This is a genomic window from Bradyrhizobium sp. (assembly GCF_028868675.1).
Lineage (GTDB): Bacteria > Pseudomonadota > Alphaproteobacteria > Rhizobiales > Xanthobacteraceae > Bradyrhizobium.
In genome coordinates this window covers 1-24,348 of record NZ_JAGWUA010000032.1, presented here as the reverse complement: position 1 = coordinate 24,348, position 24,348 = coordinate 1, and the positions used below count along the sequence as shown (strand labels likewise).

The following is a 24,348-nucleotide window of genomic DNA, read 5'->3' as shown; positions in this document are numbered from 1 at the left end:
CGTGTCATGACCGATATGTTCGTCACGCTCGGAACCTGGAACTGGATCATCTTCGGCGTCATCCTGATGGCGCTGGAGGTGGCCGCGCCCGGCATCTTCCTGTTCTGGCTCGGGCTCGCCGCGCTGCTGGTCGGGCTGGTGTCCTTCGCGGTCCAACCCTCCTGGCAGGTGCAACTCCTGATGTTCGCCGTGTTCGCCGCGGCGGCCGTGCCGATCTGGCGGCGGTTGGCCAAGAGTTCGCGCGAGCCGAGCGCAAGCCCCTTCCTCAACAAGCGCGCCGACGCGCTGCTCGGGCGCGTCTTTACGCTGGAGAAGCCGATCATCGACGGGTCCGGCACCGTGCGCATCGACGACACCGTCTGGCGCGTGGCCGGCCCCGATACGCCCGCCGGCACGAAGGTCAAGGTGGTACGGGTCGACGGCGCCAATTTGACGGTGGCGGCGGCGTAGCACTTCGCCCCGCGTGCGGACTGTAGAAGCGGGACCTCCCCCCCGCAAGCGTGACGAGATAAGAGCGCTACGCCACCCCCGCCCGCAACAGATCGTGCAGGTGCACGATGCCGACCGGCTTGTTGGCTTCCGTCACGATCAGTGCCGTGATCTTCCGCGCGTTCAGCACCTCGATCATCTCGATCGCGAGCATGGAGGGCGGTACGGTCTTGGGCTGCCGCGTCATGATGTCGTCGACCGTCGCGATCAACAGGTCCGGCCGCATGTGACGGCGCAGATCGCCGTCGGTGATGATGCCGGCGACTTCGCCCGCCGCGTTGACGATGCAGACGCAGCCGAGCCCCTTGGCCGACATCTCGACCACCGCTTCCGACATCTTGGTGCCGGCCGGTTTGACCGGGATCTCCGCGCCGGTGCGCATGTAGTCGCGGACGAATTTCAGCATGGCGCCGAGCTTGCCGCCGGGGTGGAATTTGGCGAATTCGAGCGCGGTGAAGCCGCGGCCCTCGAGCAGCGCAATGGCGATGGCGTCGCCGATCGCGGCCTGCATCAGCGTCGAGGTGGTCGGCGCCAGATTGTGCGGGCAGGCCTCGCGCGCCTTCGGCAGTTCCAGCACGATGTCGGCGGCCTGCCCGAGCGAAGAGTCCGCGTTCGACGTCATCGCGATCATGGGGATCGCAAAGCGCGCCGAATAGTTCACGAGGTTTTTCATCTCCGGCTGCTCGCCGGACCAGGACAGCGCGAGGATCACGTCGTCACCGGTGATCATGCCGAGGTCGCCATGGCCGGCTTCGGCGGCATGGACGAAGAAGGCGGGCGTGCCGGTGGAGGCCAGCGTGGCTGCGATCTTGCGCGCCATGTGGCCTGATTTGCCGAGACCCGTGACGATGACGCGGCCCTTGGCCTGCCGGATCAGGTCGACCGCGGCCGCAAAGGGCGCGCCGAGCGGTCCCTTCAGCGCCGCGGCCAGCGCGCTGATGCCGCTCGCCTCCGTCTCCAGCGTGCGGAGCGCGGATTCGACGGCGGCGGGGACGGGGCCGGATGATGCGGTCATCAGCGGTTTCGAACTCGGCATGTCTTCAGGACCTGGGGATCGGGCCGCCTCCTTAGCATGGCCGAGCGGGCCCGGCGATGTCGGGCGGTAATCCTCAACGGGGCATTAACCATAATTGTTTTAACTCCATTAACGACGTTTCCGCGGCAGCGCGCGAATTCGTCACAAAAGTATTTGAATTCGTTGGAGTTTTTATCCATCGTGGGGTGGCCTCCAGCCAGCGGCCGGAGCAAGCGCGCGGCGTTCCTTCGCGCTGCCTTGCCGTGCCTTGCGCTGACTGCGCTCCATAGTGCACCCGTCGCGGCCCAGAGCCTCACGCCCGACCTCTTCAATCCCAACCGCGGCGGCTTCATCTCACGCGACGCACTGCCGACCAAGCGCACGGCCGACACCGCGACGGACCAGCCCTCGGTCCCCGGCAGCGAGCTCAACAAGCTGAGGGAGCCGCCGCCGGCGGCGTCGCGGATCGGCCAGCTCCCGACCTACGGCCTGCAGCCGGCGAGCGGCGCGGCCGCCTGGGGCTACGATTCGCTGAACCGCAAGCGCAGGCAGCCGAAATACTATCCGGGCCAGACCCGACCGAAGCGATCGCCCGGCCCCGGCACGCCGCCACCGCCGACGCAGACGACCGCCACCATCACGCCACCGCCGATCGCGCCGCCGCCGTCGTCCACCGCCAACAGGACGCCGGTGCCGCCGGCGATGGCTGGCAGCCTGCCGGGCCAGCCGGCGCGCCGTCGCCTCAAGCTCGACGACGACCCGTTCGGTCCGGTCGGCGACTATGCCGGCTCGTTCCTGGTCAAGGGCGCGGTCGAGCTGTCCGGCGGCTACGACTCGAACCCCGCCCGCCTCAACAAGCCGATCGGCTCGCCGTTCTACGTGGTGGCGCCCGAGCTCGTCGTGATGTCCGACTGGGAGCGCCACGCGCTGGTCGCGGATCTGCGCGGCTCCTTCACCGGCTATGGCAACACCTTGCCCGCGACGATCGACGGCGCGGTGTCGCCGGCGCCGACCAATATCGACCGTCCCGATTTCAACGGCCATGTCGACGGCCGCATCGACGTCGACCGCGACCTCAAGCTGACCTCGCAACTGCGCTTGAGGCTTGCGACCGACAATCCCGGCAGCCCGAACATCCAGGCGGGACTCGCGAAATATCCGGTCTACGCGACCTTCGGCAGCACCATCGGCTTCGACCAGAGCTTCAATCGCCTGCAGTTCGCGGCCGGCGCCACCGTCGATCGCACGGCCTACACGGACTCCAAGCTCACCGACGGCTCCTCGTTCAGCAACGACGACCGCAATTTCAACCAGTATGGCGGCATCGGCCGCCTGTCCTACGACCTCAAGCCCGGCCTGAAGCCGTTCGTGGAGGTGCAAGGCGACAGCCGCGTGCACGACCAGCCCGCCGACCGCAACGGCTATTTCCGCGATTCATCCGGCGGCTACGCCAAGGTCGGCTCGTCCTTCGAGTTCACGCGCATCCTCACCGGCGAGCTCTCGCTCGGCTATGCCGCGCGCAACTATGTCGACCCGCGCCTGAACCGGCTGCAGGGTTTCCTCACCACCGGCTCGCTGGTCTGGAACGCGACGCCGCTCACCACGGTGAAATTCTTCACCGACACCCAGCTCGCGGAGACTACGCTCGCCGGCGCCTCCGGCGTGCTGGTGCGCACCTACGCCTTCGAGGTCGATCACGACTTCCGCCGCTGGCTCACGGCAATCGGCAAATTCACCTACGGCACGCTCGACTACCAGGGTCAGGACCGCAACGACAAGACCTACTCGCTGGAAGGCGATCTCGTCTACAAGCTCAGCCGCAACATCTGGATCAAGGGCACGCTGCGCCACGACATCCTGGCGTCGAACGTGATCGGCGCGAGCTCGTCGGGGACGGTGGTGATGCTGGGGGTGCGGCTGCAGAATTGATTCCGCCGTCATGCCCCGGCTTGACCGGAGCATCCGGTACGCCGCCTACTCCTACCGCGGCAGATCCGTCTTCCCCATCAGGAACGTGTCGATGGAGCGGGCGCACAGCCGGCCTTCGCGGATCGCCCAGACGACGAGCGACTGGCCGCGGCGCATGTCGCCGGCGGAAAACACATTGGGACGGGAGGTCTGGTAGTCCAGCGTGTTGGCGCGCACGTTGCCGCGCGGGTCGAGCTCGACCGCGAGTTGCTTGAGCAGCCCCTCGTGCACGGGATGCACGAAGCCCATCGCCAGCAGCACGAGCTCGGCGTCGAGCTCGAACTCGGTGCCCGGAAGCGGCTTGAACTTGTCGTCGACGCGCACGCAGTGCAGCTTCTTCACCTGGCCGTTCTCGCCGGTGAATTTTTGCGTCAGCACGGCGAATTCGCGCGCTGCGCCTTCGGCCTGGCTGGAGGAGGTGCGCATCTTCAAGGGCCAGTTCGGCCAGGTCAGCGCCTTGTTCTCGTGCTCCGGCGGCGCCGGCATGATCTCGAGCTGGGTCACCGACTTCGCGCCCTGGCGGAGCGAAGTGCCGATGCAGTCGCTGCCGGTGTCGCCGCCGCCGATCACCACGACGTGCTTTCCGCCGGCGAGGATGTCGGTTGCGGCGAAGGCCTCGCCGGAGATCCGGCGGTTCTGCTGCGGCAAGAAGTCCATGGCGTAGTGGATGCCCGCCATCTCGCGGCCGGGGATCGGCAGGTCGCGCGGCGCTTCCGCACCTCCCGTCAGCGCCAGTGCGTCATACTGGTTCAACAGCGCTCGCGGATCGACGTCGCCGCCGACATGGCTTTCGTAGTGGAAGCTCACGCCCTCCGCTTCCATCTGCGCGACGCGGCGGTCGATGATGTGTTTCTCCATCTTGAAGTCGGGAATGCCGTAACGCAGCAGCCCACCCGCCTTGGCGAACTTCTCGTAGACATGCACGTCGTGCCCGGCGCGCGCGAGCTGCTGCGCGCAGGCCAGCCCCGCCGGGCCCGAGCCGATGATGGCGACCTTCTTGCCGGTCTTGACGGCCGGGATTTCCGGCTTCAGCCAGCCGTTGTCCCAGGCGCGGTCGACGATCGCGCATTCGATGGTCTTGATGGTGACCGGGTTGTCGTCGATGTTGAGCGTGCAGGAGGCCTCGCACGGCGCCGGACAAATGCGCCCGGTGAACTCCGGAAAATTATTGGTCGAGTGCAGGTTGCGCGAAGCCTCTTCCCAGTTGCCCTGATAGACGAGGTCGTTCCAGTCCGGGATCTGGTTGTTGACGGGGCAGCCGGGCGTGCCCGGCGCCACCGAGCCGGTGCCGTGGCAATAGGGAATGCCGCAATTCATGCAGCGCGCGGCCTGGTCGCGCGTTTCCTTCTCGCTCAGGGGAACGACGAATTCCTTGAAATCCTTCAGACGCTCGGCGACCGGGGTGTACTTGCGATCGTGCCGGTCGATTTCGAGAAAACCCGTGATCTTGCCCATTAAACCCGAAGTCCCTGTCGCTTGAATCCGTCTGTTGCTTCCCCACCGTCATTGCGAGGAGCGAAGCGACGAAGCAATCCAAGTTGTTGCCGCGGAGAGATTCTGGATTGCTTCGCTGCGCTCGCAATGACGAGCTCTGATACCTACGCCCCGATCGCGATTTTCGGCTCGGCGTCCGCGTTGGCCTGCAATTCGCGCAGCGCGCGCCGATACTCGACCGGCATCACCTTGCGGAATTTCGGCAGCCAGTCCTTCCAGTTGGCGAGGATCTCGGCGGCGCGTTTGGAACCGGTGGCCTTGGCGTGACGCGTGATCAGGACGTGCAGCCGCTCGACGTCGGAGTCGAGCAGGTTCTTGAACACGTCGACCCGGCCGTGCGCCTCGAGGTCGGCCATCTGGTGGTAGGCGTTCTCGGCGATCATCTCCTCCGACAGCACCGGCTCGAGTTCGACCATGCTGAGATTGCACAGCTTGTCGAAATCGCCGTTCTCGTCGAGCACGTAGGCGATGCCGCCGGACATGCCGGCCGCGAAATTGCGCCCGGTCTTGCCGAGCACGACCACGATGCCGCCGGTCATGTATTCGCAGCAATGATCGCCCGCGCCCTCGACCACGGCGACCGCGCCGGAGTTGCGCACGGCGAAGCGCTCGCCGGCGATGCCGCGCAAGTAGCACTCGCCCTGGATCGCGCCGTACATCACGGTGTTGCCGACGATGATGCTCTCTTCCGGCACGATGCCGCCGTTTCTCGGCGGCTTGACGATGATCTTGCCGCCCGAGAGGCCCTTGCCGACATAGTCGTTGCCTTCACCCTCGAGATCGAAGGTGACGCCGTGGGCGAGCCACGCGCCGAAGGCCTGACCCGCGGTGCCCTTGAAGCTGACATGGATGGTGTCATGCGGCAGGCCGGCATGGCCGTAGACCTTGGCCACCGCGCCCGACAGCATGGCGCCGGCCGAACGGTCGGTATTGTTGATCTCGGCCTCGATCTTCACCGGCGCGCCGCGATCGAGCGCGGGCTTCGCCTTCTCGATCAGCTTGCGGTCGAGCACGGCCTCCAGGTGATGGTTCTGCGGCTCCGAGTGGTAGATCTTCTGGCCCTTCTCCTCCTTCTGCTTGACGAACAGTTTTGAGAAGTCGAGGCCCCTGGCCTTCCAGTGCGCCACCAGCCTGGTCTGGTCCAGGAGCTGGGTCTGGCCCACCATCTCGTTGAAGGTGCGGAAGCCGAGCGAGGCCATGATCTCGCGAACCTCTTCGGCGACGAAGAAGAAGAAGTTGATGACGTGCTCGGGCTGGCCGGTGAAGCGCTTGCGCAGGACGGGGTCTTGCGTCGCGACGCCGACCGGGCAGGTGTTGAGATGGCACTTGCGCATCATGATGCAGCCGGCCGCGATCAAGGGCGCCGTGGCGAAGCCGAACTCGTCGGCCCCGAGCAGCGCGCCGATCACGACGTCGCGGCCGGTGCGGAAGCCGCCGTCGACCTGCACCGCGATGCGGCTGCGCAGCCGCTCACGCACCAGCGTCTGGTGGGTTTCGGCAAGCCCGATCTCCCAGGGCGAGCCGGCATGCTTGATCGAGGTCAGCGGCGAGGCGCCGGTGCCGCCCTCGAAGCCCGCGATGGTGACGTGGTCGGCGCGTGCCTTGGCGACGCCGGCCGCGACCGTGCCAACGCCGATCTCGGAGACGAGCTTGACCGAGACGTCGCCGGTCGGGTTGACGTTCTTGAGGTCGTAGATGAGCTGCGCCAGGTCCTCGATCGAGTAGATGTCGTGGTGCGGCGGCGGCGAGATCAGGCCGACACCGGGCGTCGAGTGCCGGACCTTGGCGATCGTCGCGTCGACCTTGTGGCCGGGCAGCTGGCCGCCTTCGCCGGGCTTGGCGCCCTGCGCCATCTTGATCTGCATCATGTCGGAGTTGACGAGGTATTCCGTCGTCACGCCGAAGCGGCCCGAGGCGACCTGCTTGATCGCCGAGCGCATGGAATCGCCGTTCGGCATCGGCTTGAAGCGGTCGGCCTCCTCGCCGCCTTCGCCGGTGTTCGACTTGCCGCCGATCCGGTTCATGGCGATGGCGAGCGTGGTGTGCGCCTCGCGCGAGATCGAGCCAAAACTCATCGCGCCGGTGGCGAAGCGCTTGACGATCTCCTTGGCCGGCTCGACCTGGTCGAGGGCGACGGGCTTGCGCTTGTCCTCCTCCGCGCTCTTGATCCGGAACAGGCCGCGCAGCGTCAACAGCCGCTCGGACTGCTCGTTGAGGATCTTCGCGAAGGCGCGGTAGCGTTCCTGCGAATTGCCGCGCACGGCGTGCTGCAGCAGCGACACCGACTCGGCGGTCCAGGCGTGGTCCTCGCCGCGGGTGCGGTAGGCGTATTCGCCACCGACGTCGAGCGCGCTCTTGTAGATCTGCGCGTTGCCGAAGGCGTCGGCGTGCCGCCGCACCGCCTCTTCCGCGATCTCGCCGAGCCCCACGCCCTCGATGCGGGTATGCGTGCCGGCGAAGAACTTCGCGACGAAATCCGCCTTGAGGCCGACCGCGTCGAAGATCTGCGCGCCGCAATAGGACTGGTAGGTCGAGATGCCCATCTTGGACATCACCTTCAACAGCCCCTTGCCGATCGACTTGATGTAGCGCTTGACGATCTCGTAGTCGTCGAGCACTGCCGGCAGGCGGTCCTTCATCGCGACGATGGTCTCGAACGCCAGGTACGGGTTGATCGCTTCCGCGCCGTAGCCCGCAAGGCAGGCGAAGTGATGCACCTCGCGCGGCTCGCCGGATTCGACGACGATGCCGACCGAGGTGCGCAGGCCGGTGCGGATCAGATGGTGATGCACGGCGGCGCAGGCGAGCAGCGACGGAATCGGGATCCGGTCGGTGCCGACCATGCGGTCGGACAGGATGATGATGTTGACGCCCTCGCGCACCGCGGATTCGGCGCGCGCGCAGAGTTCGTCCAGCACCTGATCCATGCCCGTGGCGCCGAGGCCGGCGTGGAAGGTGGTGTCGAGCGTGCGCGACTTGAAATGGCCGTCGCCGATCTCGGAGATCGAGCGGATCTTTTCCAGGTCCGCATCGGTCAGGATCGGCTGGCGCACTTCCAGCCGCTTGGTGTTGGCGAGCCCGTGCAGGTCGAACAGGTTCGGCCGCGGTCCGATGATCGAAACGAGGCTCATCACCAGCTCCTCGCGGATCGGATCGATCGGCGGGTTGGTGACCTGCGCGAAATTCTGCTTGAAATAGGTGAACAGCGGCTTCGGCCGGTCCGACAGCGCCGAGACCGGCGTGTCGTTGCCCATCGCTCCGGTCGCCTCCTCGCCGGTAGAGGCCATCGGCGTCATCAGGATGGCGATGTCTTCCTGGCTGTAGCCGAACGCCTGCTGCCGGTCCAAGAGCGACAGGTTGGAGCGCGCGCCGGTGGTCGGGGCCTTCGGCAACTCCTCCAGCACGATCTGGGTGCGGTCGAGCCACTCCTGATAGGGATGGCTCTTGGCGAGCGAGGCCTTGATCTCGTCGTCGGGAATGAGCCGGCCCTGCTCGAGGTCGACCAGCAGCATCTTGCCGGGCTGCAGCCGCCACTTGGTGACGATCTGGTCCTCGGGGATCTTCAGCACGCCCATCTCGGACGCCATCACGATGCGGTCGTCCTTGGTGACGAGATAGCGCGCCGGCCGCAGGCCGTTGCGGTCGAGGGTGGCGCCGATCTGGCGGCCGTCGGTGAAGGCGATCGCGGCGGGGCCGTCCCACGGCTCCATCAGTGCGGCGTGATATTCGTAGAAGGCGCGGCGCTTCTCGTCCATCAAGGGATTGCCGGCCCACGCCTCCGGGATCATCATCATCACGGCGTGCGGCAGCGAGTAGCCGCCCTGCACCAGGAACTCGAGCGCGTTGTCGAAGCAGGCGGTGTCGGACTGTCCCTCATAGGAGATCGGCCACAGCCGGCTGATGTCCTTGCCGTAGAGCTCCGAGCTCACCGAGGCCTGGCGCGCCGCCATCCAGTTGACGTTGCCGCGCAGCGTGTTGATCTCGCCGTTGTGGGCGATCATGCGGTAGGGATGCGCCAGCGACCAGGTCGGGAACGTATTGGTCGAGAAACGCTGGTGCACCAGCGCGAGCGCGCTCTCGAAATCCTTCTCGTGCAGGTCGGGATAGTACTTGCCGAGCTGGTCGGCGAGGAACATGCCCTTGTAGATCACGGTGCGGCAGGACAGCGAGCAGGGGTAATAGCCCGCGAGCCCGCGGTCGCGGCGCTGGTAGATCGCCTGTGAGATCGACTTGCGCAGGATGTAGAGCCTGCGCTCGAACTCATCCTCGGTCTTGGCGGCGCCGTTGCGGCCGATGAAGACCTGCATGTGGTTCGGCTCGGTCGGCTTCACCGTGACGCCGAGCGAGGAATTGTCCGACGGCACCTCGCGCCAGCCGAGCAGGGTCAGGCCTTCCGCCTTGATCTGGTCGGCGATGATGCTCTTGATGACGTTGCGCCAGGCGGTGTCGCGCGGCATGAACAGCGCGCCGATGGCGTATTCGCCGGGCTTTGGCAGATTGAAACCGAGCTCCTTCGCCTTGCGGGCGAAGAAGGCGTGCGGGATCTGCACCAGGATGCCGGCGCCGTCGCCGGCGCGCGGGTCGGCGCCGACCGCACCGCGGTGCTCGAGGTTGCAGAGGATGCTGAGCGCGTCCTGCACGATCGCGCGCGACTTCTTGCCCTTGATGTTGGCGATGAAGCCGACGCCGCAGGAGTCCTTTTCCAGGCTGAGATCGTAGAGGCCTTCGGCGGATGGACGGAAGGTGTGCTCATGCTCGCCCGCGCGATCGGTCGTTTTCGAGGCGACCGCCGACAGTTCATCTGCCACGATGTTTGCGCGCTCGAATTGCGACCCGTTCATCTCTCTCGTCCTCTCAATGCGGCAAGACGCCTCACCGCCGTCCTCGGCGCACCTTGGGCGTTCCGCGGCACCCGCCTGTGGGCCACCGCTCGTCCGCTGCGAGCCGTATTTTCATAAATTCAGGCGAAGGCGTTCAACGTCCCCGACGAACGGCTTTGCCTGGACCTTCCTGGTGCACCAAGGCACCAAGTTTTGCTGCAATCCCCATCCCGGGACCGTAGCCAAAATTAAGACAGTCTTCCTGTCCTAACCACCACCTTGGCAAATTTTTGTCTACCACACAAGCGCGCGAAAGTCCCGATTTGCCGGTGTTTTGATCGCGCTTTCCCCCGAACGATCGCCCCGGATTTGAAGCAAACGCGCCGCGATCCAGCCCACCGGCCGTCGAAGGGGTGCCGGAATCCCCGCGGAAGCTTCGGATCAGCCTGCGGAAGGCGCAGCCCGGCCAAGAGAAGCGCAAAGGAAGCGAAAGCGGCGCGAATTCCGCGAGGCCTGACAGGAGCGATCTGACGATGAAGTTCTTCACAGGATGGCTGTCCGCCGCCGCGCTGATTCTGGCGGCCACGGCCGCGAATGCACAGGTGTCGACGAACCGAGCGGCGAGGGCGCCCTTCACGGCGGTCTCGGATTTCGAGGGCCCCTATGGCGCGCCGGAGGCTCCGCCGCCGCCGCGCTATGGCTTTGGCTACGGCTACGAGCGGGCGCCGGTCCTGATCCCGGCGGGAGAGGTCTACGCGGTGCTGCGCGAAGGCGGCTTTTCCCCGCTCGGAGCCCCAAGGCTCCGCGGGCTCGTCTACACCATCGCGGTAATCGACCGCCGCGGCGATGACGGCCGGCTCGTGATCGATGCCCGCAACGGGCGGATCATCCGCTTCGACCCCGCCTTCGGCATGGGACGCGGCTGGGGTCCGCGTTGGGGCCAAGGACCGGATCAAGGCTACGATCAGGATGCCGTGGCGCCTTATGGGCCGCAAGGAGCGCTCCTGCCGCCTCCGACCGTGATCCGCGCTGCGCCGCGACCGCCGGCCGCCATTCCGCACGTGGCGAGCCGCAGCGTCCCGCTCCCGAAGGCGGCTCCGCCGCGCGGCGATGCTCCGGCGGCGGCCAGGCCGGCCGAGCCGGCGCCGCAAACGCACCCCGCGCAGCAGGCGGCCGCTGTGCAGGCGAAGCCTGCCGAGGCGCCCGCCACGACGTCGACGATCGGCCAAGCCAAGGCCGCGCCGACGATCCTGCCGACCGGGGAGATGCCGCCGGCGCAGGGGCTGGATTAGGCGCGCAAAAACGCCCCGGTTTCCCGGGGCGTTTCGTTTGGGGGCTGCAGAGCTTTGCCCGGAGTTAGGCGGCGGCTTTCTCGGCCGAGCCCTCGATCACCTGGGCGGCTTGCGCGCCGCCATTGATCGGAATCTGGCGCGGCTTCTTGGCTTCGGGAATCTCGCGCACGAGGTCGACATGGAGCAGGCCGTTTTCGAGGGAAGCATCCTTCACCTGCACGAAGTCGGCGAGCTGGAAAGCACGCTCAAAGGCGCGGGCGGCGATGCCGCGGTACAGCACTTCGGATTTGCCGGTCTCGCTCGCGACTTTCTCGCCCTTGATCGTCAGCGTGTTTTCCTTCGCGACGATGGAGAGCTCGTCCCTGGAGAAGCCGGAGACCGCAACGGTGATGCGGTAGGCGTTCTCGCCGGTGCGCTCGATGTTGTAGGGGGGATAGCCGGGGCTGCCGTCCGAAGTGGCCTGATCGAGCAGGTTGAAGAGACGGTCGAAGCCGACGGTGGAACGATAGAAGGGGGTAAGGTCGTAGCTGCGCATGAGAGTCCTCCATTGAGCGACTGATCTGGTAGCCCGCCCGCCGATCGGGCCGGGCTTTCGTCCTGGTGCAGCCTGACGTTTCAGCTTCGCGAAACACTGGTAGCGGCCTGCACGGAGGTGATATGGGTTGAGCGACATGGCGTTCAAGAGGGTGGCAACGGCGCCTTTTCGGCGCTCCGACCCCTTGATTTCCAGCCTTTTTCACCTAGTCGCCCGCAATACCTCCCTCCCGATTCGCCTCGCCCATGACGCTGGTCTCCATCCCCGCCAATCCCGTCCCCGAAAACGTCGTCAGCGGCACCATCAAGACGGCCGACGGCGCCGAGTTGCGCTTTGCGCGCTGGGCGCCGCCCGCGGGCCGCAAGGGCACGGTCTGCGTCTTCACCGGACGCACCGAGCATATCGAGAAATATTTCGAGACGGTGCGCGACCTCCGCGACCGCGGCTTCGCGGTGGCGATGATCGACTGGCGCGGGCAGGGGCACTCCTCGCGCCGGCTGCGCGATCCGCGCAAGGGCTATGTGCGCAATTTCTCCGACTACGAGATCGACGTCGAGACCTTCGTGCAGCAGGTGGTGCTGCCGGACTGTCCGCCGCCGTTCTTCGCGCTCGCCCATTCCATGGGCGGCGCGGTGATGCTGCGGATCGCCCACGCCGGCAAACGCTGGTTCGACCGCATGGTGCTGTCGGCGCCGATGATCGATCTGCCGGGCCCCACCGCGTCGTTTCCGGCGCGGGCGCTGCTCAGGACGCTGCGGCTGATGGGGCAGGGCGGCCGCTACGTTCCCGGCGGCGGCGATCGCCTCACCGGCATGGAGCCCTTCATCAACAATCCCCTGACCAGCGATCCCGTGCGCTATGCGCGCAATGCGGCGATCCTGGAGGAGGATCCGACGCTCGGTCTCGCCTCGCCGACGGTCGCCTGGGCCGATACCGCCTTCCGCGCGATGCAGACCTTCAAGGGCATGCACTACCCCTCCGAGATCCGCCAGCCGATCCTGATGCTGGCCGCCTCCAACGACACGGTGGTCTCGACCGCGGCGATCGAGGAGTTCGCCTATCACTTGCGCGCCGGCTCGCACCTCGTGATCGCCGGCTCCAAGCACGAGATCCTGCAAGAGCAGGACCGCTACCGCGCACAATTCTGGGCGGCGTTCGACGCCTTCGTACCGGGCACGCCGCTGTTCGGCTGACGTGCGTCGCTGGTTTGCGGGCGGCTACAGCGTCTTCAGATATTCGATCAGGGCGTCGCGCTCCTCGTCGGTGAACTCGCCGCCGATCACGCCGTTCTTGTACGGCCCTCCCTTCGGACCTTCGAAGGAGTGGCCGGACACGCTGTTGCCGTGGATCGGCTGGCCGTCGGACGTCACCGCCGAGAACCGCGTCTCGCCGGTCTTGCACGTTTCTCCGTCGGTCACCGCAAAGCCGACCTTCTCCGGGTCGAAGTCACGCCTGCCCATGCAGAACGATTTCGGACGCTCGGCGGCCGGCTTGAGCAGCCAGTACAGCGAGGGCACCGAACCATTGTGGAGGTAGGGCGCGGTCGCCCAGACGCCATTGAGCGGACGCGCGCGATACCAGGGTGCCCGCTCGGGATGATCGGTCTGGTCGGGACCGGGATCGGGGCAGTTCTTGCGCGGCCCCCACCACTCCGCCTGCTCGGGCTCGGGAATGCGGGCATCCTGCATCCATTTGCGCGCGACCCGATCGACGACCGTCATCAGGGCAAGCGAGTAAGGCATGTCGGTCGAGGACGTCTCGGGCAGGTTCTTGCACTCCCACCACTTCGCGAGGTCGCGCGAGGGGTTGACGTCGAAAAAGCGGGGCACCTTGACCGTTCGCGCCGTCAGCACGTCGGCCTGCGCGGAATCGGTGCCCATGCCCTTGGCACTCTTCTGCACCGGGTTCAACACCATGGTGTCGCCGATCTGCTCCCAGGGCGGCGCGGTCCAGACGCTCTTGTCGCGATATTGCTCGTCGAATGCGTCATCGGTGACCGGACCGAGGTGGCATTCGACGCAGATCTGTGCATAGAGCGCGCGGCCCTTCTTGACGAGATCGGGTTTGATCTTCCAGGCCTCGTCGGCAAATAGCTGCGAGGGCCATTGGGGCGAGGTGAGCCCGCCGAGCTTCTTCCCGGCATAGGGATCGGGGCCGGCGATCAGCTTCTCGATCCAGCGCAGATTCTCGAAGTTCACCGACGAGCGGAACAGCTTGTCCGACGAATCGTTGGACAGGTTGAGCAGCGCGGTTACGCCCAGCGCTTCGCCGGCGTTGCGGATCAGCGGCTGCTCGATCGAGGCGTCATACTGCGCGTATTTGAGCCACGGCACGGTCCAGACCGGGGGATAGCTGACTGGCGCGTCCTGGGCATGCATGTTCTTCTCGAACCCCGGCACGCCGCTCAACGCCAGGTCTTGGGAGAACACTTGGTTGCCGATGCGGTTGAGTGCGTCGAGGCGGCCGAAACCTTCTTCCGTTTCCGCCTGCTGCTTGTCGCGGATCACCTTCTTGTAGCTGTTTTGCCAGTCGAGCAGGAATTTGCCGATCTCACCCAGCCGTTGCTCGAGTTCGCTGCGCTCCGTATCGCTCGCGCCGGGGCCAAGCACGCGATCGGCGAAGCGCCGGAAGCGGAACGGCACCTTCAGCGTATAGCCGATCGCAAGGCCGGTCACCGCCTCGAGCTTCTTCAGGTCGGTCATCGCCGGACCGCCGTCGAAGCGGATGTCGACGCCTTTGTAGTGAATCTGGCCGGTGTGACAGGCGGCGCAAGTCAATCCGATCCTGTCCTCCTCGCGACGGCCGGTCGCGGGATCGACGACGCCGGTCATCCGCGCAAAGCCGATCGGCAGCCCGTCGACATTCTCGACCGGGGTCTTCCACAGCTTGCTGTCGGCGGGCTGCGGCTTCGTCTGGTAGGCGTGGGCATAACCGAAACGGCGTAGCACGGTGTCGTCGGTGTGGATCGAGCGTGGGCTTGGAATGAAGCCGAAGCGTTCGAGATAGCCGTCGTCCTTCAGCAATCCCGGCTTGCTCAACAGGCGAATGCGCGGCTGCTCCAGCGCCATGAACCAGGTGTAGGGCACCGGGAAGGTCGCCGTGCCCTGACTCACGTGGTGGAACCAGTGGCGGTCCTCCAGCGACCAGCCCTGATCGAGCCAGTAGGCCGCCCTGACCGGCGGCACCCTCGGCAAGGGAGGCGGCAGAAGCTCCGCCAGCTTCTCCGGCAGCGCCGCCCGGAGCTGGTTTGGAAATTCCGCGACCGCAACCAGCGCCAGCAGCGCGAGTGCCGCGACGGCGACGGCGAAGGCGGCGATCACGCCGACGACACGCCGGAGGCATGAGGTGGCCGGCTGCGGCATCATGCGCTGGGCGATCCGCAGCGGGAATTTGCGCTGGACGAACAGCGTCCGCACCTCGGCGACGCTGAGATAGCGGTTCGCGTCCTCGCCCTTGCCCATGATCTTCAGCAGGACGGGCCATTCGTTCATCATCAGCAGCGGGTAGTACCAGCGCCAATTGTCGGCATCGCGCGCGCGGTTGGCGGCCATGAACGCCTCGATCTCGGTCGCGTTCAGGCCTTGCTCGGTGCCGCCGCTGGGATCGGGGTATGCACGCCCGAAGTCGGCAAGGCGTTTGATCTCATCCTCGGTCACCTGCCCGTGGACGTCGAGGATGCGCGAGCCGGCGCCATGCTTGTCCAGCGGGCCCTTGCGCAGCCCGTCGAGCTGCGCGCCCGACCACCAGCTCTTCGCTACGCGCAGCGGGTTCAGGCCGTTGGCGATGAGTGCGACCAGGTAGATCAGGATTTTGGCCTGGATCTTCTTCAGACCCTTCTCGCCCGTGGCCGCGCCGATGGTCCGCGACAGCGTGCCGAGCGGCACCGTGCCGCCGTCGACGAAGCCTTCGGCGACGAGTGCCCGCAGGAACGGACAGGGATTGCTCGGCGAGACGTCGAGCGGCGGGTCGAGGGGAAGCGTGCGGGGGTCATCCATGGTCCAAAATCCTGAAAAGCAGCGGATCGTGAGAACGAGGGACGCCGGACGGGCGCGCCAAATCCTAGCAAATGGGAGGCGCGGAATCTGTGAAGTACGCCACTTCAGCGTGCAAACGAGTTCGGCCGAATTCGACGCGCAGTCAACAAAGCCGGCGGCCGTGCGGGCCGGAGGGCTCAGAAATCGGCAGCGCGGCGCGCGTCGGTCTGGACCAGGGTCAATTTCCCCGCGGGCACGCCGGCTTTCAGGAGCCCGTCCCGATAGTGCTCGACGTCGGCGGCCTGCTTCCAGTGGAAGTTCCTCAGGTGCCGCTCGACGGTGAGGTTGGGGTAGCTGCTCATGAGGACTTCCTTGGCCTCGACGGCTTCCGCGCTGCGTCCGAGCTGCGCCAGGGCCGCCGCCCGCACCGCGAGCGCCTGCATGTGATTTGGATTGATGTAGAGCTGCTCTCGCGCCCACGACAGGGTCGCGTCATATTGCCCCAGCAGATAGTGGCTGAACGCGTTCAGTGCCGCCCACTGGTAGCGGGGATCGCTGTTGCCGCGCTGCGCAGCCATCGAAAACAGCTCGATCGCCTTGCGGTGCTCGCCGGTGACGAAGTGACAGATGCCGAGCACGCCGCGCGCGCCCATGTCGTAGGGGTTGAGCGCCACCGCGCGGTTGGCGGCGTCCATCGCGGCCTCGTAGTGCCCCTCGAGCGCATGAGCCCAGGACAGGATCGAGAACGCGAAGGACGAGCGCGGATCCAACCGCACGCTGGTCTCCGCAAGCGCCATGCCCTCGGCCCACAATTCGCGCGTGCTCTTGATCCAGCCGAACTGAATGCCCTGGATCTGGATCGTGGCGAGATAGGCGTGCGCGATCGACAGTTTCGGATCGAGCGCGATCGCCTCCTTGCAAAGGGCGATGGAGGCGTCGAAATCCTCCTTGGTCTGACGGTAATAGTGCGACAGCGCCTTCAGGAAGCGGTCCCAGGCGGTCACGTCGTGGGACATGCGCGGCGGGGCGGAGGCCTCGGCGCGGAAGATCTCGGTGGCGATGGCCGTGGACAGGCTGGTCGTGATCTCGTCTTGCATCGCGAAGATGTCGCCGATGTCGCGGTCGTAGCGGCCGGTCCAGAGCTGCTCGCCGGTCTCCGGCGCAATCAACTCGGCGGTGACGCGGACCTTGCTCCCGGCGCGCCGCACGGAGCCCTGGATCAGATAGGTCGCATCGATCTCCCGCGCGATCAGCCGGGTGCTGACGTTCTTGTCCTTGAACGGAAAGGTCGAGTTGCGGGCGAGCACGCGATAGAAGGATTGCAGCGACAGCGCGTGGATCAGGTCCTCGGTGAGGCCGTCGGAGAAATATTCGTCCCGTGCCTCGCTTAGATTGACGAACGGCAGCACGCCGACGATCGCAGTCCGGTACTGCTGCGCCAGCGAGGTGACTTCCCTCTTCGCCTCCGCCGCGCCTGCGCCCTCGGGCGCCCAGGTCCAGACGCCGACCGGCTCCTTGATGTTCTTGAAGCGGTGCGTGCCGGCGTCGAGCAGGGCGACGCTCAGATGCCGGCCGACCTCGCCATAGGCCTTGGCCGATATCGCGAGCCCGCCGGGAGCCGCCACCGATTCCAGGCGGACGGCGATGTTGACGTCGTCGCCGAACACCTCGTCCTCGTCGGCGATGACGTCGCCCATGTGGATGCCGAGCCGAAACTGCATGGCGCGGTCGGCCGGCAAGTGATGGTTGCGTTCAGCCATCAGCGTTTGCATCGCGACGGCCGCCTCGGCGGCGCCGACGATGCTGGGAAATTCGAGCAGGAAGCCGTCGCCGGTGTTCTTCACCACGCGGCCGCCATGGTTGAGGATGATCGGATGGATGGCGCTGCGATGGGCCTTGAAGGCCGCATGGGTGCCGGCCTCGTCGGCCCCCATCATGCGCGAGTAGCCGGCGACGTCGGCGCAGACGATGGCGGCGAGTCGTCTCTCCATGCTCTCTCTGCGCTCCAGCGACTACGGTCCGGCCAGGGCCTGGCCGTCGCCGCGAATCCGGCATTTCAAGATACAGGTCTTTATAGAACACGCTGCGGCTGACGGAAGTATGATTCCGCAATGTTGACCTTCGCGATGCCGGTGCGATCCAAATCCTGCACCGGCCCGGTGGTGGACGGCGACCCTGGAACCGACTAAGTCGGGCCACTCCCTGCCTTCGGTCTCGGCGGCCCGGATATGGACATGCTCGGCATTCACGAACTCTGGCTCTTCGTTCTCTCCGGGCTCCTGCTCAACGTCACGCCGGGACCGGACACGGTCTACGTCATCGGCCGGAGCATGCAGTTGGGATGGCGCGGCGGGGCCGCGGCCGCCTTCGGCATCAGTTTCGGCTGCTTATTCCACGTCGCGGCCGCAGCCGTCGGGTTGTCGGCGCTGCTGATGGCCCCCTCCACCGCGTTCTCGGTCCTGAAGCTGGTCGGCGCGGCCTATCTCTTGTTTGCAGGCCTGCAGATGATGTGGTCGCGGCCGGCGATTGTGGCCGCTCCCGCGCCGGGCGACGGCCGCACGCCGCTGCGGCGGGTCTTCCTCCAGGGTGTGCTGACCAACGCGCTCAACCCCAAGGTTGCGCTCTTCTTCCTCGCGTTTCCGCCGCAGTTCGTCGCCGCCGACTCGCCGCAGAAGCCGCTCGCTTTTCTCACGCTCGGGTTGATCTTCATCTGCACCGGCACGCTGTGGTGTCTGTCGGTGGCGGCCTTCGCCGCCCGCGCAGCGCGCCGCCTGCGGCAATCCGAGGGCGTGATCGCCTGGATCAACCGGGCGCTTGGCGGGCTGTTCGTCTTTCTCGGCGTCCGCGTCGCCATGTTGCAGACGCGTTAGCTAGAGTCCCTTCACGAGTGCGCTGCCGACGAGATAGAGGCCGAGCAGGATCATCGCGATCAGGAACCAGCGGCGAAAGGTTTCCGCCGGCATCCGCGCGCGCACCGTCTGCCCGATGAACATGCCGCCGAAGGCGCCCGCCATGGCGATGGCGGCGGGCCACGCGGTCGCCGCGTTCAGCAGCCCGCCCGCGGTGAGATTGAAGGCGAGCGCTACGGTTGCGACCGTGAAGAACACGCCGAGCGCCTGCACCAACTCATCCTTCTCCATGCCGATCGCCTGCATGAACGGCATCGACGGGATCACCTGCACGCCGGTCGAGGCCGAGATCACGCCGGTCACGACGCCGACGACTCCGCCCACCCATTTCTCGTTGCGCCTCTCGACACGGAAATGGAATCTGTTCAGCCCGATGATGGCGTAGACCACCAGCAGCAGCCCGAGCACGACGGTGCCGTAGGCCGCATACGGGCCGGTCAGCGCGCCGGCGTTGAGCCAACTGCCGAGCACCGTGCCGAGCATCAACGGCCACAGCCGCCTGACGATGTCGCCGAGATAGGGGCCGACGAAGGTCTGCCAGATGTTGGTGATGATGGCGGGAACGATGACGATGGCAATCGCGCGGCTCGGGGCCATGCTCACCGCGAGCAGGCCCATCGACACGGTCGGCAGGCCGAGCCCGATCACGCCCTTGACGAATCCGGCGATCAGGAACACGGCGGCGATGATGATGAGGAGCGGGTCGGGCATGCCGCTACATTGACGTAAGGCGCGTCTGGGCACAATCTGGAGGTTACGGAGACAGCCTTCGTCACAAACGAAGGGAGAAGGAGGCGCGGCCCGTGCGATTCGACCTCGTCGACCTCCAGCTCTTCATCGCGGTGGCGGACCAGCGCAGCATCACCCGCGGCGCCGTGCGCTCGAACCTGGCGCTGGCCTCGGCCAGCGCGCGGATCAAGGGGCTCGAGGACGCGCTCGGCGTCGCGCTGCTCAAGCGCGGCCGTCGCGGCGTCGAGCTCACCGCCGCCGGCGAAAGCCTGCTCGATCATGCCCGGCTCGTCATCCACCAGGTCGAGGCGATGCGCGGCGATCTCGCGGGCTTTGCCAGCGGGGTGCGGGCGAGCGTGCATCTGCTCGCCAATACCTCCGGCCTGTCGGAGCATCTGCCGAAGGCGCTCGCCGGCTTCCTGCGCGAGCATCGCGACGTCGCCGTCGACATCGAGGAGCGCGAAAGCACCGACATCGCGGCCGCGATCACCGCAGGTGCCGCCGATCTCGGTTTCGCCGCGGAGCACGCGCTCCCGGAGCATATCGAGCGCTTTCCCTTCAGCGAGGACCGCCTGACGCTCGTCACCGCGCGGCGCGGCCCGTTCGCCGGCCGGCGCCAGATCGATTTTGCGGAGGCGGGCGCCTGCGACTTCGTCGGCCTGACCAGCGCCACCGCGCTGCAGGTCCATATCTCCAAGCATGCCGCCCGGCTCGGCATGCGCCTGCATTTCCGCGCGCGGCTGCGCGACTTCGACGCGATCTGCCAGCTCGTCGCGGCCGACGTCGGCGTCGCGCTGGTACCGGAATCGGCCGCCAGGCGCTGCGCGAAAATGATGCCGATCGCGACGTTGCGCCTGCGCGATGCCTTCGCCAACCGCCGCCTCGTGATCTGCGCCCGCAGCTTCCGGACGCTGCCGCGGCCGGCCAAGATGCTGGTCGAACATCTGCGGGCTGCTGCGATGTGAAGGAGGTATGCGGCGAATTTACCTGGAAGGGGACGCAGCGGAGGCTGGCGGAGCTCGCGTGCGAACTTACCTCGTCGTCTCGACCCCGGCGTCCTTGATCACCCTGGCCCATCTCGCGGTCTCGTCGGCGATGAACTGGCCGAAATGCTCGGGCGTGTCGCCGACGAGGGTCGCGCCCTGAACGGCGAGCTTCTCCTTCACGGTCGGGTCGGCCATGGCCTGCGTCGCCAGCCGGTGAAGGGCCGCGATGATCGGCTGCGGCGTGCCCTTCGGTGCCACCATGCCGTACCAGTTCACGATGCGCAGGTCGGGAAATCCGGCTTCCGCAAGTGTCGGCACATCGGGCGCCCCCGGTGTGCGCGCGGGCGAGCCGACCGCGATGCCGCGCAGCGTCCCGGCCTGGATCTGCGGCAGCAGCACGGGCAGGTCGAAGAACGCCATCTGCACCTGCTGGGCGCCCAGCATGTCGTTCACGGCGGGCGCTGCGCCACGATAGGGGATGTGCACGATGTCGATCTTCGCCGCGGATTTGAGCAGCTCACCCGCGAGGTGCGGCAGGCTGCCCGGTCCGGTGGAGGCGAAGTTGAGCTTGCCCGGCTGCGCCTTGGCGAGCGCGATCAGCTCGGCGAGATTGCCGGCCGGCACGTTGGTCGCCACCACCAGCATTTCCGGCACGGTCGCCACCAGCGTCACCGGCGCGAGGTCGCGCAGCGTGTCGTAGGCGACCTTCTCCATGCTCGGGCTGATCGCCAGCGCGCCTGCGCTGGTGATCGCGATGGTGTAGCCGTCGGGCGCGGCCTTGGCGACCGCGTCGGTGCCGAGCACGCCGCCCTGTCCGCCACGATTGTCGATCAGGACCGGTTGTCCCGCGAGCTCCGACATGCGCTGGCCGACGACACGGGCGATGATGTCGTTGGGACCGCCGGCGGGAAACGGCACGATCAGCTTGATCGGCCTGGCCGGATAGTCCTGCGCCGCGGCCAGCGACGGCGCCAGCATCAGCAGCGCGATGACCAGCCGGCCCAGGGTCTTCATGCAAGCCTCCGCTCGCTTGGCTACGCGTTCAGGAGCTTCAGCGCCTGTTCATGCACGCGCGGATCGCCGGCGGCGATGATCCGGCCGCCGCCCTGCGCGGGCTTGCCTTCCCAGGTCGTGACGATGCCGCCGGCGCCGGTGACGATCGGGATCAGGGCCGCGATGTCGTAGGGCTTGAGCTCGGTCTCGACCACGAGGTCGACATGGCCGGCCGCCAGCATGCAGTAGGAATAGCAGTCGCCGCCGTAGCGCGACAGCCGCACGCCCTTCTCGATGCGGCCGAAGATGGCGCGGTCGGATTCGTTCATCAGGAGCGGGCTCGTGGTGTAGGAGGTCGCCTCGTCGATCGAGGCGCAGCGGCGGACCGCCAGGCGCCGCTCCCCGGAGGGGCCCTTGTAGTGGGCCGAACCGTTGTCGCCGGAGAAGCGCTCGCCGATGAAGGGCTGGTGCATCATGCCGTACACCGGTGTGCCCCGGTGCAAGAGCGCGATCAGCGTGCCCCAGATCGGAAAGCCGCCGATGAAGGATTTCGTGCCGTCGATCGGATCCAGCACCCAGACATAGTCGGCGTCCTCGCGCTCGTTGCCGAACTCCTCGCCGACGATGCCGTGCTGGGGGAAATTGGCCTTGATCAGCCGTCGCATCACGGCCTCCGCCGCACGGTCGGCCTCGGTCACGGGGTCGAAATCCCGCGTCGCGCTCTTGTCGTCGATCGAGAGCGAGGTGCGGAAGAACGGCAGAATGGTTTCGCCGGAGGCGGTGGCGAGCCGTTCGATGAAGGCCGAGAAATCGATCACCGTCACGGCGGGTCCCTGAAGATCAATGAGGCTATTGCCTAGCTCAAATCCGCCGGGCCGTGCAGCGCTCTGTTGATTTGCACCCTGGTATTTTGGATGCCGGCGCCGCCAAGGCCGGCGGGAGCCATCCGCTGGCCAAATACCGATCACGAACTTGAGAGCTTAGTTCTGAGGATGCCTTGTTCGTGTGCAAACGATATTCAAGCGATTGATGCCGTTCGATAAATTCGTTGAATCGAGGTCTCTCGGAACGCAAATGAGCTTTGAGTTTTTTGCATGGGAAAGGGCGCAAAAGCCCTTGCACTTTGTGCAGCGCAGCCGCATATTGCTGCGGTGCGGTAGCGCTTCGCGTTACCGCTGCCCTCCTTGGGCGTTTCCTCCCTAGACTTGGGCCGCTTGTTCATCACAAGCGGCCCTTTTTTCTTGTCCGGTTGCCGCGACCGCAAGCGGCGCTTTCGCTTCGAGGCGCGGCTTCGCGTGAAAGCGAAGCGGGATTGCTCCATTCGATTGGAATTGAGTCCGGGTTCGCCGCTTGGCCGCGTGCATGCGCAGGCGAGGGCGACCTACTCCGCCGCGGCCTGGAACGGGCCGAGATCGCCGAACGAGATCGTCGTGGCGAGCACGTCGGCGAGTACCGCGAAATCGGCTGCGACCTGGTCGAAGCGATGGCTGCGCTCGCGCCGCCGCTCGTCCATGTAGATTGCGCGATTGAGCTCGAGCTGGACGGCATGGAGGCCGCTGGCCGGGTTGCCGTAATGCTCGGTGATGAAGCCGCCGGCATAGGGCTTGTTGCGCCCGATCGAATAGCCGAGCCCGCTCATGGTTTCCTCGACCCGGTCGGGCAACAGCGGCGCGCAGCTCGTGCCGTAGCGGTCGCCGATCACCATGTCGGGGCGGCGTGGCTCGTCGCGGGAGACGCCGACCGAGGGCATGGAATGGCAGTCGACCACCACCACCGTGCCGAACATCTGGTGCACCTTGTTGATCAGCCGCCGCAGCGCGCGGTGATAGGGCTTGTAGAGCCCCTCGATCCGCTCCAGCGCGTCGTCGACCGCGATGCGGTCCCGGTAGATCTCCTGGCCGTCGCCGACCACCCGCGGGATGGTGCCGAGCCCGCCCGCCACCCGCATCGAGCGGGTGTTGGCGAAGCTCGGCAGGCGCCCGGCAAACATCCGGGGATCGAGCTCGTAGGGCTCGCGGTTCACGTCGACATAGGAGCGCGGGAAATTGACCCGCACGGTCGGGAAGCCGCGCGCGCTCAGGTGCGCGATCAACTCGTCCATGAACGAATCCTCGGAGCGGCGCAGCGTCGGCAGGTCGATGCGCGAGGCGGCGAGGAAATCGTCCGGATAGACCGATCCGGAATGAGGCGAGTTGAAGATGATCGGTGCCCGCCATTCGGCAGGCTCCACGATCTCGAACGGTGGCGACAGGTCGCCGTCAAACCGGGTCATCTTCGGGGCGTCGTCCCTTCGATATCGGCGAGAATCCGGGGCTCGGTCGATTGGCCGGAGAAGCGGGGCTCTCATGTGCGGTCATTGTCAGGAATCGCAACCATTCTGCCAAGCAAAAAAGCGCCGGCTGCCGCTGGAACGTGTCTTAACCAGCGCGCGGCCCTGATTGATTCGCACGCCGATCGGGTCCAGAAAGGCGCGACAAAGAGGTGCATCTTTCACCCGAAATTTACCCTCTGTCGGGCTTAGTGACCTCTCGTGTTCCCGGGGATGTGACGTTTCCAGCCATGCACAAGATTCTGCTCGCCGAAGACGACAACGACATGCGCCGCTTCCTGGTCAAGGCGCTGGAAAACGCCGGATTCCAGGTCTCCTCCCACGACAACGGCATGTCGGCCTATCAACGGCTGCGCGAGGAACCGTTCGAGATGCTGCTCACCGACATCGTGATGCCGGAGATGGACGGCATCGAGCTCGCCCGCCGCGCCTCGGAACTCGACCCCGACATCAAGATCATGTTCATCACCGGCTTCGCCGCGGTGGCCCTGAACTCGGATTCGGAGGCCCCCAAGAACGCCAAGGTGCTCTCCAAGCCGGTCCACCTGCGCGAATTGGTCAGCGAAGTGAACAAGATGCTGGCAGCCTGAGAAGGCCCCCCAGCGTCCTTGCACGGGCCTCCCTGAGCCGTTATAGGGACCCGACCCGATCTTGAAGACCTTAGGGCACGTAGCTCAGCGGGAGAGCACTACCTTGACATGGTAGGGGTCACAGGTTCGATCCCTGTCGTGCCCACCATCTTCTTCGAAGCCTTAGGCGCCGGACGCCCAGCCCGCGGAAGGGATGATTTCCGCGGAATTTTTCACGTCGACCGC

General features: G+C 66.4%; 17 protein-coding genes and 1 tRNA gene. 8 read left to right on the top strand and 10 right to left on the bottom strand.

The window, feature by feature from the left end; genetic code table 11:
- Positions 1-6: 6 nt before the first annotated feature.
- A complete protein-coding gene (locus KGM94_RS06940; protein ID WP_300256252.1) occupies positions 7-450 on the top strand; it encodes an NfeD family protein in 444 nt (147 codons plus the stop codon).
- Positions 451-517: 67 nt separating this feature from the next.
- On the opposite strand, the gene KGM94_RS06935 is transcribed toward KGM94_RS06940, so the two are convergent.
- Positions 518-1,525 (bottom strand): KpsF/GutQ family sugar-phosphate isomerase, encoded by a 1,008-nt coding sequence (locus tag KGM94_RS06935; RefSeq protein WP_300256250.1) that lies wholly within the window; start codon positions 1,523-1,525, stop codon positions 518-520.
- Between the two features lie 180 nt (positions 1,526-1,705).
- Between KGM94_RS06935 and KGM94_RS06930 the strand changes: the two genes are divergently transcribed.
- Complete coding sequence (locus tag KGM94_RS06930; protein WP_300256249.1) at positions 1,706-3,433, top strand: outer membrane beta-barrel protein; 1,728 nt, start codon at positions 1,706-1,708, stop codon at positions 3,431-3,433.
- Positions 3,434-3,484: 51 nt separating this feature from the next.
- On the opposite strand, the gene KGM94_RS06925 is transcribed toward KGM94_RS06930, so the two are convergent.
- The gene (locus tag KGM94_RS06925) at positions 3,485-4,927 is read right to left on the bottom strand and encodes a glutamate synthase subunit beta (protein WP_300256248.1); all 1,443 of its coding nucleotides are present in this window, start codon (positions 4,925-4,927) and stop codon (positions 3,485-3,487) included.
- A 143-nt stretch (positions 4,928-5,070) separates the two neighbouring features.
- A complete protein-coding gene (gltB, locus tag KGM94_RS06920) occupies positions 5,071-9,807 on the bottom strand; it encodes a glutamate synthase large subunit (protein ID WP_300256247.1) in 4,737 nt (1,578 codons plus the stop codon).
- A 512-nt stretch (positions 9,808-10,319) separates the two neighbouring features.
- Here gltB and KGM94_RS06915 point away from each other — a divergent pair.
- The gene (locus KGM94_RS06915) at positions 10,320-11,078 is read left to right on the top strand and encodes a hypothetical protein (protein WP_300256246.1); all 759 of its coding nucleotides are present in this window, start codon (positions 10,320-10,322) and stop codon (positions 11,076-11,078) included.
- Positions 11,079-11,142: 64 nt separating this feature from the next.
- Here KGM94_RS06915 and KGM94_RS06910 read toward each other — a convergent pair whose 3' ends face one another.
- Positions 11,143-11,613, bottom strand: a complete 471-nt coding sequence (locus tag KGM94_RS06910) for an Hsp20 family protein (protein ID WP_300256245.1) — start codon at positions 11,611-11,613, stop codon at positions 11,143-11,145.
- Positions 11,614-11,858: 245 nt separating this feature from the next.
- On the opposite strand from KGM94_RS06910, the gene KGM94_RS06905 reads away from it, so the two are divergent.
- Positions 11,859-12,806 carry an alpha/beta hydrolase gene (locus KGM94_RS06905; protein ID WP_300256244.1) on the top strand — a complete coding sequence of 316 codons (948 nt, stop codon included), beginning with the start codon at positions 11,859-11,861 and terminating at the stop codon, positions 12,804-12,806.
- A gap of 24 nt (positions 12,807-12,830) precedes the next feature.
- Here the strand turns inward: KGM94_RS06905 and KGM94_RS06900 are convergent, their stop codons facing one another.
- Positions 12,831-15,608 (bottom strand): di-heme-cytochrome C peroxidase, encoded by a 2,778-nt coding sequence (locus KGM94_RS06900; protein WP_300256243.1) that lies wholly within the window; start codon positions 15,606-15,608, stop codon positions 12,831-12,833.
- Between the two features lie 176 nt (positions 15,609-15,784).
- Positions 15,785-17,578, bottom strand: a complete 1,794-nt coding sequence (locus KGM94_RS06895; RefSeq protein ID WP_300256242.1) for an adenylate/guanylate cyclase domain-containing protein — start codon at positions 17,576-17,578, stop codon at positions 15,785-15,787.
- A 243-nt stretch (positions 17,579-17,821) separates the two neighbouring features.
- Here KGM94_RS06895 and KGM94_RS06890 point away from each other — a divergent pair, with 243 nt between their 5' ends.
- Complete coding sequence (locus KGM94_RS06890) at positions 17,822-18,457, top strand: LysE family translocator (RefSeq protein ID WP_300256241.1); 636 nt, start codon at positions 17,822-17,824, stop codon at positions 18,455-18,457.
- Here the strand turns inward: KGM94_RS06890 and KGM94_RS06885 are convergent, their stop codons facing one another.
- Positions 18,458-19,207 (bottom strand): sulfite exporter TauE/SafE family protein, encoded by a 750-nt coding sequence (locus KGM94_RS06885; RefSeq protein WP_300256239.1) that lies wholly within the window; start codon positions 19,205-19,207, stop codon positions 18,458-18,460.
- A 92-nt stretch (positions 19,208-19,299) separates the two neighbouring features.
- On the opposite strand from KGM94_RS06885, the gene KGM94_RS06880 reads away from it, so the two are divergent.
- Positions 19,300-20,190 carry a LysR substrate-binding domain-containing protein gene (locus KGM94_RS06880; protein ID WP_300256238.1) on the top strand — a complete coding sequence of 297 codons (891 nt, stop codon included), beginning with the start codon at positions 19,300-19,302 and terminating at the stop codon, positions 20,188-20,190.
- A gap of 66 nt (positions 20,191-20,256) precedes the next feature.
- Here the strand turns inward: KGM94_RS06880 and KGM94_RS06875 are convergent, their stop codons facing one another.
- The 3 genes from KGM94_RS06875 to KGM94_RS06865 all read right to left on the bottom strand — a co-directional run bounded on the left by KGM94_RS06875 (position 20,257) and on the right by KGM94_RS06865 (position 23,476).
- Positions 20,257-21,225 carry a tripartite tricarboxylate transporter substrate binding protein gene (locus KGM94_RS06875; protein ID WP_300256237.1) on the bottom strand — a complete coding sequence of 323 codons (969 nt, stop codon included), beginning with the start codon at positions 21,223-21,225 and terminating at the stop codon, positions 20,257-20,259.
- A 20-nt stretch (positions 21,226-21,245) separates the two neighbouring features.
- Entirely contained in the window at positions 21,246-22,028 is a 783-nt protein-coding gene (gene hisN / locus KGM94_RS06870; RefSeq protein ID WP_300256235.1) for a histidinol-phosphatase, read from the bottom strand.
- Positions 22,029-22,585: 557 nt separating this feature from the next.
- Positions 22,586-23,476 carry an N-formylglutamate amidohydrolase gene (locus KGM94_RS06865; protein ID WP_300256233.1) on the bottom strand — a complete coding sequence of 297 codons (891 nt, stop codon included), beginning with the start codon at positions 23,474-23,476 and terminating at the stop codon, positions 22,586-22,588.
- 287 nt (positions 23,477-23,763) lie between these two features.
- Between KGM94_RS06865 and cpdR the strand changes: the two genes are divergently transcribed.
- Both cpdR and KGM94_RS06855 read left to right on the top strand, forming a co-directional pair.
- The gene (gene cpdR / locus KGM94_RS06860) at positions 23,764-24,123 is read left to right on the top strand and encodes a cell cycle two-component system response regulator CpdR (RefSeq protein ID WP_140976363.1); all 360 of its coding nucleotides are present in this window, start codon (positions 23,764-23,766) and stop codon (positions 24,121-24,123) included.
- A 73-nt stretch (positions 24,124-24,196) separates the two neighbouring features.
- A tRNA-Val gene (locus tag KGM94_RS06855) sits at positions 24,197-24,271 on the top strand.
- The last annotated feature ends 77 nt before the right edge of the window (positions 24,272-24,348 follow it).